This window comes from Streptococcus sp. X13SY08 (genome assembly GCF_001182825.2).
Classification (GTDB): Bacteria; Bacillota; Bacilli; order Lactobacillales; family Streptococcaceae; genus Streptococcus.
The window spans coordinates 318,705-331,261 of the sequence record NZ_LFYO02000003.1 but is presented as its reverse complement, the minus strand read 5'-3'; the positions used below and the strand labels follow the sequence as shown (position 1 = coordinate 331,261).

Below are 12,557 nucleotides of genomic sequence, written 5' to 3'. Positions count from 1 at the left end.
TTTTTTGAAATCGTGTCTTTCTTTTCAGTTCCCATCACCTCTCCCGAGGCAACTTCATTAGTATATCAGACACTCGCCTCCCTGTCAATACTTTTTCTCCCCCTTTTTTTAAAAAATTTTGTACATGTGCGATTTAATCACTAAAAACCTTGATCTCATGCACTAAATATTCATTACTAATATTAAAAAAGGAGGTCTCCCCTCCTTTTAGTATGCTTATGAACGAACTTCCAAAAGTCCTAAATCTCCGTCTTCACGTTTGTAAAGAACATTGGTTGTATGATCTGCTGCGTCAACATAGATAAAGAAACCGTGTCCCAACAATTCTAATTGAAGCTTCGCTTCCTCAATATCCATCGGCTTAGCATCCACTTGTTTGGTACGCACAACTTTTACTTCTGGAGTTTCTACTTCTTCTCCTTCTTCAGCAAATAATTGACCCGTTGGAACTTTTTCACGATGTTTTTTAGAAATTTTTGTTTTGTTTTTACGGATTTGACGCTCAATTTTATCTGCTACCAAATCAATAGAGCCATACATATCTTGTGAAACATCTTCTGCACGAAGTGTTACAGAGCCTACTGGAATCGTTACTTCTACTTTAGCAGTCTTTTCACGATAGACTTTCAAGTTTACCTTGGCATTTAATTCTTGGTCTTCATTGAAATATTTTTCAATTTTAGCAATTTTTTCTTCTACATAAGAACGGAGGGCATCTGTTACTTCAAGGTTTTCCCCGCGAATACTAAATTTAATCATAGTGAGTACCTCTTTCTTGGCTTTCGCCTTTGTTCATTATCATTATACCATACGAGAATTATTTTGCAAGCGTTTTCTTATCTACTCAATGAAAAAGTTTTGATTTTTTTCGCACTATTTTTCATTAGCAACTCTTTTGCTAACTGTAAAGTGGCACCTGAAGTATAGATATCATCTACTAATAAAATTTTTTCTGGTACTTTAATTTTTTTAATCGGAAAGGTTGTTGAAGTTTAAGCCGGTCTCTCCTATTTTTTTCTGATTGTTTGTCAACATGATTTTTCTCAAGTAGATTCTGATAAGGAATCATTGCCGCTTCTAATAATCCTGTCACTTGGTTAAATCCTCTTTCTTCCAAACGTTGTTGACTGATAGGAATTGGAACAATCGTATAATCACTGTATTTCTTTAAATATGATTTTAGTGGACGAGCAAATACTTTTCGCAGCAGATAATCACCTTGGATTTTGTAGCGACTAAAATAATCAGCCATATGGTCTGTGTACACATAGATGCTTTCATGAGAGACTTCTTGTTTGTTCTGTTCCCACTGCTGACAATCTGAACATTTTTAGCCATCCCTTCTTTAAAACAGGATAAACAGTGGTTCTCACTGATTTTTTGAAAGGAGTTTTGACAGGTTAAACAGACTTGTGATAGTTCTTTCTTTAGCAATAAAATAGTTGAAAATGGTTGTTTTTCATCGACTTCCTCTAGGCATAAGATGCACCTTGGCATAACCCGCCTCCTTATTCATATCTTTAATCTCTTGGATGGATTTTTCGATAGCGTGATTTGTTTCTTCTATAAAGAAGAATAAATTTCCTGTTGGTCGATCCATACTGCGCCCCACTCGTCCAGAAATTTGCACTAAAGAAGACGAATTATATAGTCTATGATGGGCTTCAAAGACAAACACATCCACACATGGAAAGGTCACACCACCCTCTAGAATAGTCGTCGCAACCGAAATCTTTATTTCTCCTTGACGAAATTTTTCAACCATTTCAAGTCGTTCCTCTGTCTGACTAGATACCAATCCGATTGTTTCATCGGGAAAGAATTGCTCTAAAATCCTTTTTATTTGCTGTCCCGTTTTGATTTGTGGTGCAAAAACGAGGAGAGGAAATTGGCTGATTCGTTGTTTTCGAATGCTTTCTAAACAAATCGTCGGCAAGGTATTTTTCGCCAATGATGCCTGGAAGGACTGCATCCAAATCTTTTTGGGTACAATAAGAGGATTCCCATGAAAACGCCTTAGAAGCTGGAGTTTGACTAACCGACCCTTGCCAACCATTTTGTCTAATTCATCTGTGGAAGTCGCTGTCAAAAAGATGGGAACTCCTTCTGGTTTCAATGCATTTTCCACGGCGTGGTATAACATTGGATTATCCACATAGGGAAATGCGTCCACTTCATCAATTAACAATAAATCAAAAGCATGATAAAATTTCAAGAGTTGATGCGTCGTTGCAATCGCTAAGGGAGTTCGAAAATAAGGTTTTGATTCTCCATGAAGGAGAGATATAGGACACGAAAATTCCTTCTGAAGCCGTTTGTACAATTCTATACAGACATCAATTCGAGGACTGGCTAGACAAACAGCTCCGCCATTTTCAATAATTTGAGCTACTGCTTGATACATCATTTCTGTCTTACCTGCACCTGTTACTGCATGTACCAACGTCGCTTGGTTATTTTGTATCTGTTGATAAAGTCCCTCAGAAATTTCGGTTTGATAGGGGGTCAACTGTCCTTTCCACTTAAGAACGTCTTGCTTGGGAAAATCTTGTTGCGGAAAATAATAAAGGGGTTCATCACTTCTAATTCTCCCTAGTAAAATGCACTCTCTACAGTAATAGGCATCGTTTGGCAACTTATATTCTTCCTGATAAGGCGTTGCACATCTATGACACCTGTCTTGTTGTGGTGAAAGCTCTTGAGCTAGAGCACGTTCCTCTGCTGTTAATTGGTGTTTGGTAAACCATCGTCCATATAAATCTTCTAAATTGATCATCACTTATTTATTCGTAAAAGTTGCTTGAAAGTCATCTTAAAAATGTGTACAATTTGAAGTATGAAAGCCTATAAAACAATCAAAACAGATGGACAAACTGAAATCAAAATAAAAAAATCGCGGTTTATTTGTTCTATTAAACGAGTTCAATCCGAAGAAGAGGCTAGAGAATTTATCCAGTCTATAAAAAAAGAACATTACGAAGCAACCCACAATTGCTCTGCCTTTATAGTGGGAGAAAACTCTGAAATCAAGCGTTCATCAGATGATGGAGAACCTTCTGGTACTGCTGGTATCCCCATGTTAACCGTTTTGGAAAACCATGAACTGACCAATTTAGTAGTAGTAGTCACACGCTATTTTGGTGGCATTAAACTGGGTGCAGGTGGTCTCATACGTTCATATGCCGGTGCTGTCGCAGAGGGTATAAAAGCAATTGGGAGCGTTCAAGTTAAAGAACAAGAAGGTATTTTGCTCAAAATGTCTTACAGTCAATACCAAGATTTTGGCAAATGGTGTACTGACAATAACCAAACGGAATACAACACGACTTTTTTAGAAGATGTGGTAACGACACTTTTCGTGGATTTGGAAGAAAAAGAGGCTATAAAAGATCAGCTGATTGAATATTTCTATGGAAAAATCCACTTAGAGGACCGCGGAAAACGGGTTGTTGAAGTTCCTATTTCTTGAAATCAAGAGTAGTACAAAGTCAATTCCTTTGAAGAAGTGCGATTTAAGCCCCACTTTCTTATTTTTTGACGTTCAATCCAAGAAGGCATATCCCCAAATCTTTTCACTCTCTTCGCTTAGAGCAGGAAAAGTTGATTTGGCAAGGTATTAGAGAGTCGAGTTACCTTGCATTTCAAGACTTCGTACTTCAAACTCTTTTATATTTTACAAAAGCACACGTGGCGCGTATAATAAAGTTCAAGAAGTTAGGAGGTATCTTATGACAATTTATAATTCCGTTACAGAATTAGTCGGGAAAACACCCATTGTTAAATTAAATCGCATTGTACCAGAAGGCGCTGCGGATGTTTATGTTAAACTGGAAGCCTTTAATCCAGGCTCCTCTGTTAAGGATCGTATTGCTCTTGCCATGATTGAGGCTGCTGAAAAAGAAGGAAACTTTCATCCTGGTGATACTATCGTAGAACCAACATCTGGCAATACAGGAATTGGGTTAGCTTGGGTCGGCGCTGCAAAAGGCTACAAGGTTATTATCGTTATGCCAGAAACCATGTCTATTGAACGCCGCAAAATCATTCAAGCATATGGTGCTGAATTAGTTTTAATGCCTGGTAGCGAAGGCATGAAAGGCGCTATTGTCAAAGCACAAGAAATTGCCAAGGAAAAAAATGGTTGGGTGCCGCTAGTTTAACAACCCAGCTAATCCTGCTATTCACGAAACTACAACCGGTGCTGAAATCATTGAGGCTTTTGGTCCAACTGGTTTGGACGCCTTTATTTCTGGCGTGGGAACAGGCGGAACAGTTTCAGGTGTTTCTCATGCCTTGAAAAAAGTCAATCCTGCTGTTCAAATTTTTGCTGTAAAAGCGGATGAATCCACTGTCCTTTCTGGGGAAGAACCTGGTCCACATAAAATTCAAGGAATTTCAGCTGGTTTCATTCCAGAAACGCTTGATATCCAAGCCTACGATGGGATTATCCGAGTAAATTCAGATGATGCAATTGCAACAGGACGAGCTGTTGGTGGACAAGAAGGTTTTCTAGTGGGAATTTCTTCTGGAGCAGCTATCCATGCAGCTATTGAAAAGGCAAAGGAATTAGGAGTAGGTAAAAGAGTTTTGGCTATTCTTCCTGATAATGGGGAGCGCTACTTATCTACAGCTCTCTATGAATTTGAATAAAGAGTTGACATACAAAAAGCCTTCGGATTCTATCCGAGGCTTTTTCATTCTTATTTGAGTGCCTCTAGTTCTTTGGCTAAGGTGTCAATATCTAAACCGGCAGCTTTGGCAAGATTTTCTGAGTAAAGTTTATCGTAATAACCGCCGACAGCCGTTGTGTAGTTTTCAGTAGCATCAATGGCTCCAGCAAGTAATAAAGATCCCAAATTTTTTGATAAGGTAAAATTGCGTCCTTGATAAAGATCCAACAGTTCTGATCCAAAACTATCATAAGGAACATTCAAAAAATGAATTGGATTTTCAACAGTTAAATTCTGAACTTCTTGATTCAATAGAATAGTATTGATAGGCAAGCCTTGACTATCTGTGTGTCCAATTAAGGCTGCTCTTCCTTCCTCTTGACCAATTTCAGGTTTAACAGGTAGAGGATCCAAGTCAAATTTTTTCAAAACTGCTTGGATGTACTCACTGGGCTCTGTTAATGAGATAGCATGCGCATTTGCGCCAAATTCTTTCAAAAATTCAGCAAATACGAGAGATGCAGCATACTGATCAAGTGTAGCGTGTTTAGGTCCAAATACATAAAGCGGTGTCATTATCTTTCTCCTTTTCTTTTTCTAGCATTTACAGGAAGTAACTTATTTAGACAGTAATTTTTTTGCAAATTTGTCCAAGTCAAAGTCAATTTTTGATTTTAAGTAGGTCACAAATGACTGATCTTCAAATCCGAGTTCTCCCTCAAAATTATTGGTTTCTACGATATAGGCCGCAAGCAATAGTCCAGCTAATTGACTAGAAACCTCAAAATGACGGAAATTATGATAGAGGTCGAAGATGACGGCACTCGTTGTCTTGTAAGGATGAACGTTGACATGAACTGCAGGAGCAATCAAACCTGAGATTGTTTGATTGCTAAATGCGGCGAACATTTGAATTTGATCCATATCATTTGTGTAATCTTCTGGATTCAAGGAACCAATATAGGTTGCGTTATCTGTTTTATCAGCTAACGTTTCAATAACTTGAGGTAGTTCAAATCCAAAGCGCTCAAAGGCGAATTGAGTTTGAGCATCTGCTTCCGTTACAGAAGCAACTTCATAGGGATGACCAAAGTTTTCATAAAGAGCTTTTGCGGTCATTACTCCTGCAAAAAGATCAAGACCAGCATTTTTAGGTGAAATAACATAAGTAGGTTTCATTGTTTCTTCTCCTTTTTTATGATGTCGTTCCACGAACAACAATTAATTAAGTATGAATCCATTTTATATCACTAATTAGTTATTTTTAAATAATTTGTTTGCTGAAAATAAAAGAGAGTGATTAGCTCTCACTCTCTTTTTTCGTTAATTCTCTTTTTGCTTCCTCTATCCATTTTGGAAGAGCTTTTTTAAAGGGTTCAAATCCAATTTTATGACGATCGTTGGTAAAGCGATGACGTCGGGGAAGTTTGTGACTTTCTTCCTCTAAGGTTCGCATAGATAAACTTGCCTTTTGGCTAAATTCATCCACATCTACTACCTGAACTTGTACCATTTGTCCCACTTTTAAGGTTTGATAGATATTGTCCACATAGCCCGTCTTAATCTCAGAGATATGAATGAGACCTGTCGTTCCATCTTGCAATTCGACAAAGGCGCCATAAGATTGGATTCCTGTAATGGTTCCCTGTATCTTATCTCCAATTTTCATGGGTCTTAGTCCTCAACTTCAATGGTTTGGATGACAACATCTTCTTTTGGTTTGTCCATGGCTCCAGTTTCAACAGCTGCAATAGTGTCCAAAACCTTATAAGATTCTTCATCCATCAAGTGACCGAATACAGTATGTTTTTGGTCAAGGTGAGGTGTGCCGCCATTTTCTGCATAGAGCGCAGCAATCTCTTCAGGCCATCCGCCACGTTCCAATTCTTTAGCGGAGTATGGGAAGTTGGTATTTTGAACGATGAAAAATTGACTTCCATTGGTATTTGGACCAGCATTTGCCATGGACAGTGCACCACGCACATTGAACAATTCCATTGAAAATTCATCTTCAAAACTCGTGCCGTAGATAGATTCCCCGCCCATACCAGTCCCTGTTGGGTCACCACCTTGAATCATGAAGTCTTTGATAATGCGGTGGAAGATAATGCCATCATAATAGCCATCTTTTGAAAGAGCTACAAAGTTTGCTACTGTTTTAGGAGCATGATTTGGGAAAAATTTGATTTTCATGTCTCCATGGTTGGTTTTAATGGTCGCGATTGGACCTTCTGCTGCTGCAATATTTGTTTGTGGATATTCTCTCATTGGTTCTACCAGTCCTAATTTTTCTAAGGCATCTAAAATGCCGTCTTCTTCTACTTTTTTAGTAATATAATCTGCTTTTGCTTGTACTTCCGGATGGAAAATGCCCATTGCTATACTGATTCCTGCGTAATCAAACAATTCTAAATCATTGAGACCATCACCGAAAACTAAGACATTTTCAGGTTTTAGTCCCAGATGTTCCACAGCTTGTGCAACGCCCGCGGCCTTTGACGCCTCTTTCAAAATGATATCAGAAGACATAAAATCCCAACGCACACTACGCAATTCCTTGTTGAGCTCTTCTGGCAAGACTAAGTCTACACCTTCTGGTTCAAATGTCCACATTTGATAAATATCATTGTCTTGATAAAAGTCAGGATCTACTTCTAAGTTGTCATAGACAATATCAATCGTCGCGTTGATACGAGGATCACGTTTTGATAGAACTGCTTTATGACTACCCATGAGCCCATAATCAAAACCGTCACGCTTGCTCCAAGCCACATATTTTTCTACCAATTCCTTGGGAATGGGTTTGTGATGAATAACATTTCCTTTTCGATCCCCAACAAAACTACCGTTAATCATAGCAAAGATGTCTGGATTTAGCGTTCGAATCTCGGGAACAACTCCATAAATAGCACGTCCTGAGGCAATCCCGGTTAAAATCCCTTTTTTGCGCAAAGATTGAAACACATGCTGCAAGGAGCCTGGCATGTAGCCAGTATCCTTTATCCGCAAGGTATCATCAATATCAAAAAAGACGATCTTTATTTTTTTGGCTCTATATTTTAATTTTGCGTCCATTTGGTACCTTTTCACTCCATTTTCTTACATTATACCATCTTTTTCTGATACCTTCACGCTTGGTCATCCTGCTCTACTAAACCATGTCGGAAGGCATAGACAACAGCCTGCGTACGATCACTAACAGCTAATTTTGAAAGGATATTGGACACATGAGTCTTGACTGTTTTCAGAGAAATGAAGGATTCATCTGCGATGCGTTGATTATCATATCCTTTTGCCAAAAGTGCTAAAATTTCTCGTTCACGCACCGTCAAATCATCATGGAGAGCAGGATGGGTACGATTGTGCTCTACCTTTTTCTCCACTTCCATCTCAATTGCCAATTCCCCACGAGCTACTTTTCGAATGGCACCTAAAATTTCTTCTGCACTGGATGTTTTTAACATATAACCACGTGCACCAGCATTTAAAACAGGATAGATTTTCTCATTATCCAGATAGGAAGTCAAAATGACAATCTTAGCGTCAGGCCATTCTTCTAAAATAGCTAGCGTTGCCTCAACACCCGTCATCTTTGGCATCACCAAATCCATGACAATAACGTCTGGTTTAATGTCTAAAACCCTCTCTAGACCTTCTTGCCCATCACGCGCTTCTGCCACGACTTCAATATTAGCTTGTAAATTCAAGAAACTTTTTAAACCTAAACGAACCATCTCGTGGTCATCAATCAACATTACACGTATTTTCGTCATCATCTTTTCCTTTCAATAGAGGGATTCGGATATCAATGGCGACTCCCTTATTCGGTGCTGTTCGAATTTTTAAGGTCCCTGCCATGTCTTCCACTCGTTCCTGAATGTTTTGCAATCCATAGCTGACTTCTTCATCTTCTCCCAAAACAAAGCCAACACCATCATCAACCATTTTTAGTTGGAGTTCCGACTCATTTTGAACCAAATAAACTTCCAACTGTTTGGCATGGGCATGGCGGAGCGTATTGCTGATGATTTCTTGACCAATCCGAAAGAGGTGCTCCTCCATCAGTTTAGGCAATTCTTGAATATCATTGTGAAAATGAACTGTCATATTACTTTTATCGCTGACTTCTTTGAGAATGATATCAAATCCTTCTACCAGATTTTTGCCATCCAGTTCACTCGGGCGAAGATGCAAATGTAAAATGCGCAAATCTCGCTGAGCTGTTTCAATCATTTCTTTGACAAGAACGAGTTGTTGAGTTAGTGTTTCTTCTGGAACCTGAGACACGTTTGCAGCTAGCCCAGATAGGATCATACTGGTTGCAAAGAGCTCTTGGCTGACTGTATCATGCAAATCTCGGGCAATTCGTTTGCGCTCAGCTTCTACAATTTCTTCTTGCTCGACCAAATCCTTGTTATCAATCATTTGCACTTTCTGAGTCAGATTGCGCACTTTATCCGATAATTGCAGCAACAGCTGATCTTCATCAGACCACGAACGAAGACTTTTATTTTGTAAAATAGCCCGAATTTTTTGACGTGTCAATTGTGTGGCTGCCAATGCAGCTGATTGTACCACAATAAAGAGGAAAAATGCTAATGATAAAATCAGCAAAATCAGTGTAAAAATGAGTTCTTCCGTCGTCGTCCACAGCGAAATATCCCATAGCGATTGGTTGAGCAAGGGGAAAACTGCCGCAAGCACAATTAAGACAATGAGTGTCGCATACCAAATCAGTAGGAAAATCGTACCTTTTCTCATCATACGCGAACCACCTCCGCATCACCGAAGAAGCAATTGATGACAACTTTGACTCGCTTATGAGAATCTTTGTACTGGGGACTTTCAATGGCAAAACTTTCATTACGTAAATCCCATGATGATAAGCCTAAAAATTGCACCTGACCATACAGACTGGAAGCAGACAGACTAACCTCCACATCAATGGGAACAATAATTTTGGTCCGACCAAAAAGTTTTCGGATAATGACAACATTATCTTTACCAACCATAATTGCTTCATCCAGATCAATGACATCATTGCCAAAAAGACGAATGACATTGATATCTTCAAACCCGTAATGGTCCTTACTATGAGTTTGGTCCCCGAACCACTTACTCTTTTGCCGCTTAGCTTCTAAGATCGTGTCATCCAGAAAAATATGAGTGTATTGATTACGCTTTTCATAACGAGCAAAAGAGTTAATCAATATGTAAGCAACCGCAAGAAAGACACCTAAGATAAAATAAGGATTGAGTACAAAAACTAAGAAGAGAACGGCTGCACTGACCAGAAAAAAATCGATGCCCTGACTTTTCAGTAGATAGCGAACGACCAATAAAATCAGTGCAAAAAGCAACATTCCTCGAGCTGCTTCGCTTGCCAGAATATCAAAAAGCGCCATGGTAAATATCAAAGATTCTAGTAAAATAAAAAACTGTACTTTTCTCATTCTGATTTCCTTTCCTTGAGATATGAGAGCCTGAAGAATTCCCTATAAAAATAGGAAACTGAGGACAAGTTTAGAGCTACAAGGACATTTGTCCCTAAAAGTAGGTACAGGCGAGCACCTATATCTCTAATTTGCCTCGAATTCAACCCACTAGAGTTGACAATCATTTCATTTAGCCAAACCGTAGTAAATGCCGTCATCGAATTTACCTAAGTGACGCGTTAAGAGCTTTTTTTCAATGAATTCAATGTTTAAAAATTTCTTACCACTCATCAGATACAAGATCATTCCAAAAATCTAGAAGACTCCCTAAATTGGAAATAAGAAAAACTATGATTATGATCTGAATTGTTTATACCTATTGTAACAAATTTACAGAAATCATGGAAAAAAGAGGGAAGAAATCCCTCTTTTTTCATCACTTTATTGTCCATTTGCACCGTTTTTCGTCGCAACGGAAACATATAATGTAACAGTTCCATCAATCACTTGACCGGCTACAGGATATTGTCCTACAACAAGGTCAGCTTGGGCTGTCTGTGTATTCTGATCTTGAACTTTTTCAATTGAAGACACAGATACTCCCAATGCCTGTAATTGTCGTCTAGCCTCAGCATAGGTTACTTGTTGAGAACCAAAATCTGGCATAATCATCTGCAGCAGGATCGCTACTGATGACAGAACCTGCTCGGACTGTTGAACTATAATCTTTGGTAATCTCTCCTACCGTAAAACCTGCTTTTTCAATTGCAGACCGGGCTTGATTTTCCGTCAAACCAGTCACAACAGGAACTACTTCTGTAGCAATACCATTTGAAATAATAAGAGAAATCTTACTATTTTTGGGTTGGGAAGTGTTGGCAGCTGGATCTGTACCAATTGCCACTCCTTTTTCCATTGTATCGCTTGACTGCTCGGTAATGGTCACTTGGAAGCCAGCATTTTTCAAATTGGATTCTGCTGCAGATTGTGACAATCCTGCTACATCTGGAACGGTGACCATTTCCACTCCAGAAGAAACATAAATGTTAACTTTGCTTCCTTTAACTTTAGAGCTGTTTCCTTTTGGATCGGTACGAATGACCAACCCCTCTGCTACAGAGCTGGATTTTTCAGTTTTTACTTCACCGATTTCGAACCCTAAAGTAGTCAATTCGGTTTCAGCTTCTTCTTGAGTCATACCTGAAACGTCAGGAACCACTACCGCTTCTGCTACAGCAATGACGATATTAATTTTACTACCTTCTCGCTTAGAGGTATTGGCAGCTGGGTCTGTACGCAAAACTGTACCTTCTTTGACTTCAGACGAGGCTTCTTCTGTAACCTCTCCTACTTTCAAACCAGAAGTTTCAATTTTTTCTTGAGCAACGACCAGAGTCTCTCCCACAACATCTGGAACAGGAATAGTTGCTGGTGTGCTCAGAAGAACTGTCGCAAAGGCACCCATCAACAATAAGACTGCTGCGATTAAGACTTTGTATCTCGTGCGCATCTTGCGTTTTGCCTTGAGTGGCTTAGACACTGATTTGTTATCCGCAGTTTTCTTATCCTGTGGTTTTTTAGTCACAGCTGCAATTATTTTGCCCTCTGTTGTTATCTGTGACAATTTAGGTAACGTTTTGCTATCTGATTTTGTCTCGGCGAATTGCACTTTTCTTTCATGGCGACGATCCTGTGACAATGCCGAGGCCAAATCTGTATACATTTCGGCAACTGTTTTGTAGCGATCAGCCAACTTTTTAGCAGTCGCACGTAACACTACATTTTCTAATGCCTGTGGGACGCGCGGATTTTCATCTCTGACAGATGGCAATGGCTGTTGGAAATGCTGGAGCGCGATGGTTACTGCACTGTCGCCATCATAGGGAATTCGTCCCGTCAACATTTCAAACAGAATAATCCCCATGGAATAAATATCACTCTGGACAGTTGCTTTAGAGCCACGAGCCTGCTCAGGAGATAAATAATGCACTGATCCCAACATGGAATTGGTCTGGGTCAGACTGGTTTCCGCAAAGGCAACTGCAATCCCGAAATCCGTTACCTTAGCAACCCCTTTTTTGGTCAAAATGACATTTTGAGGTTTCAAATCTCTATGGACAATGCCACGAGTATGGGCCATCCGCATAGCTAAGAGGATTTCTCCCATCAAACGGACTGCCTCATCATTTGATAAGGGCCCATTTTCTTTGATGTAGCGTTTTAAATCAAGCCCATCAATATATTCCATAGCTAGATATTGTTGACCATCTTCTTCTGGAAACGCTGGATAGCTACCTGATCCGTCTGATAATTGGTTCGAAGCACTTTAACGGCAACTTCTTGTCCATCCAAAATCAGATCCCTAGCCAAATAGACATCCGCCATACCACCGCGTCCGATTTGACGAACAACACGGTATCTCCCCGCAAATATCTTTCCGATTTGAATCATG

At 39.4% G+C, this 12,557-nt stretch carries 11 protein-coding genes and 3 pseudogenes; 2 read left to right on the top strand and 12 right to left on the bottom strand.

Annotated elements, in window-relative coordinates:
* Positions 1 to 216 precede the first annotated feature (216 nt).
* The 3 genes and pseudogenes from hpf to AEX56_RS07345 all read right to left on the bottom strand — a co-directional run bounded on the left by hpf (position 217) and on the right by AEX56_RS07345 (position 2,779).
* Positions 217 to 759: a ribosome hibernation-promoting factor, HPF/YfiA family gene (gene hpf, locus AEX56_RS07355; RefSeq protein ID WP_049618535.1), complete on the bottom strand. Its 543-nt coding sequence runs from the start codon at positions 757 to 759 to the stop codon at positions 217 to 219.
* A 77-nt stretch (positions 760 to 836) separates the two neighbouring features.
* Positions 837 to 1,497: pseudogene (locus AEX56_RS09555) on the bottom strand (ComF family protein).
* Positions 1,460 to 2,779, bottom strand: a complete 1,320-nt coding sequence (locus tag AEX56_RS07345; RefSeq protein WP_173554786.1) for a DEAD/DEAH box helicase — start codon at positions 2,777 to 2,779, stop codon at positions 1,460 to 1,462. Before AEX56_RS07345 ends, AEX56_RS09555 begins: the two are co-directional and overlap by 38 nt.
* A 57-nt stretch (positions 2,780 to 2,836) precedes the next feature.
* Between AEX56_RS07345 and AEX56_RS07340 the strand changes: the two genes are divergently transcribed.
* Together AEX56_RS07340 and cysK are read left to right on the top strand one after the other, a co-directional pair.
* Positions 2,837 to 3,469, top strand: a complete 633-nt coding sequence (locus tag AEX56_RS07340; protein WP_049618533.1) for a YigZ family protein — start codon at positions 2,837 to 2,839, stop codon at positions 3,467 to 3,469.
* A 259-nt stretch (positions 3,470 to 3,728) separates the two neighbouring features.
* Positions 3,729 to 4,650, top strand: a pseudogene (cysK, locus tag AEX56_RS07330) (cysteine synthase A).
* A 50-nt stretch (positions 4,651 to 4,700) separates the two neighbouring features.
* Here cysK and AEX56_RS07325 read toward each other — a convergent pair.
* From AEX56_RS07325 to pknB, 9 genes and pseudogenes are all read right to left on the bottom strand, one after another.
* Positions 4,701 to 5,246, bottom strand: a complete 546-nt coding sequence (locus tag AEX56_RS07325) for a hypothetical protein (RefSeq protein ID WP_049618531.1) — start codon at positions 5,244 to 5,246, stop codon at positions 4,701 to 4,703.
* A 42-nt stretch (positions 5,247 to 5,288) separates the two neighbouring features.
* Positions 5,289 to 5,849: a hypothetical protein gene (locus tag AEX56_RS07320; RefSeq protein WP_049618530.1), complete on the bottom strand. Its 561-nt coding sequence runs from the start codon at positions 5,847 to 5,849 to the stop codon at positions 5,289 to 5,291.
* 121 nt (positions 5,850 to 5,970) lie between these two features.
* Positions 5,971 to 6,339 carry a S1 RNA-binding domain-containing protein gene (locus tag AEX56_RS07315; protein WP_049618529.1) on the bottom strand — a complete coding sequence of 123 codons (369 nt, stop codon included), beginning with the start codon at positions 6,337 to 6,339 and terminating at the stop codon, positions 5,971 to 5,973.
* 5 nt (positions 6,340 to 6,344) lie between these two features.
* Positions 6,345 to 7,745: a bifunctional Cof-type HAD-IIB family hydrolase/peptidylprolyl isomerase gene (locus AEX56_RS09405; RefSeq protein ID WP_049618528.1), complete on the bottom strand. Its 1,401-nt coding sequence runs from the start codon at positions 7,743 to 7,745 to the stop codon at positions 6,345 to 6,347.
* A 53-nt stretch (positions 7,746 to 7,798) separates the two neighbouring features.
* The gene (locus AEX56_RS07305) at positions 7,799 to 8,443 is read right to left on the bottom strand and encodes a response regulator transcription factor (protein WP_082326204.1); all 645 of its coding nucleotides are present in this window, start codon (positions 8,441 to 8,443) and stop codon (positions 7,799 to 7,801) included.
* Complete coding sequence (locus tag AEX56_RS07300; RefSeq protein WP_049618563.1) at positions 8,415 to 9,431, bottom strand: sensor histidine kinase; 1,017 nt, start codon at positions 9,429 to 9,431, stop codon at positions 8,415 to 8,417. Before AEX56_RS07300 ends, AEX56_RS07305 begins: the two co-directional genes overlap by 29 nt.
* Complete coding sequence (liaF, locus tag AEX56_RS07295) at positions 9,431 to 10,123, bottom strand: cell wall-active antibiotics response protein LiaF (protein ID WP_049618526.1); 693 nt, start codon at positions 10,121 to 10,123, stop codon at positions 9,431 to 9,433. Before liaF ends, AEX56_RS07300 begins: the two co-directional genes overlap by 1 nt.
* A 423-nt stretch (positions 10,124 to 10,546) precedes the next feature.
* On the bottom strand, positions 10,547 to 10,771 hold the full coding sequence (locus tag AEX56_RS09400; RefSeq protein ID WP_330218257.1) for a PASTA domain-containing protein: 225 nt from the start codon (positions 10,769 to 10,771) through the stop codon (positions 10,547 to 10,549).
* Positions 10,734 to 12,556: pseudogene (gene pknB, locus AEX56_RS07285) on the bottom strand (Stk1 family PASTA domain-containing Ser/Thr kinase). The gene AEX56_RS09400 and the pseudogene pknB overlap by 38 nt, the downstream one beginning before the upstream one ends.
* Position 12,557: the final 1 nt, after the last annotated feature.

Bases quoted from the DNA above. Each gene is read 5' to 3' on its own strand.
- AEX56_RS07300 (WP_049618563.1), bottom strand. From the start codon at position 9,431: ATGAGAAAAGGTACGATTTTCCTACTGATTTGGTATGCGACACTCATT.
- hpf (WP_049618535.1), bottom strand. From the start codon at position 759: ATGATTAAATTTAGTATTCGCGGGGAAAACCTTGAAGTAACAGATGCC.
- AEX56_RS07315 (WP_049618529.1), bottom strand. From the start codon at position 6,339: ATGAAAATTGGAGATAAGATACAGGGAACCATTACAGGAATCCAATCT.
- AEX56_RS07340 (WP_049618533.1), top strand. From the start codon at position 2,837: ATGAAAGCCTATAAAACAATCAAAACAGATGGACAAACTGAAATCAAA.
- AEX56_RS07325 (WP_049618531.1), bottom strand. From the start codon at position 5,246: ATGACACCGCTTTATGTATTTGGACCTAAACACGCTACACTTGATCAG.
- liaF (WP_049618526.1), bottom strand. From the start codon at position 10,123: ATGAGAAAAGTACAGTTTTTTATTTTACTAGAATCTTTGATATTTACC.
- AEX56_RS07320 (WP_049618530.1), bottom strand. From the start codon at position 5,849: ATGAAACCTACTTATGTTATTTCACCTAAAAATGCTGGTCTTGATCTT.
- AEX56_RS09405 (WP_049618528.1), bottom strand. From the start codon at position 7,745: ATGGACGCAAAATTAAAATATAGAGCCAAAAAAATAAAGATCGTCTTT.
- AEX56_RS09400 (WP_330218257.1), bottom strand. From the start codon at position 10,771: ATGCCAGATTTTGGTTCTCAACAAGTAACCTATGCTGAGGCTAGACGA.
- AEX56_RS07305 (WP_082326204.1), bottom strand. From the start codon at position 8,443: ATGACGAAAATACGTGTAATGTTGATTGATGACCACGAGATGGTTCGT.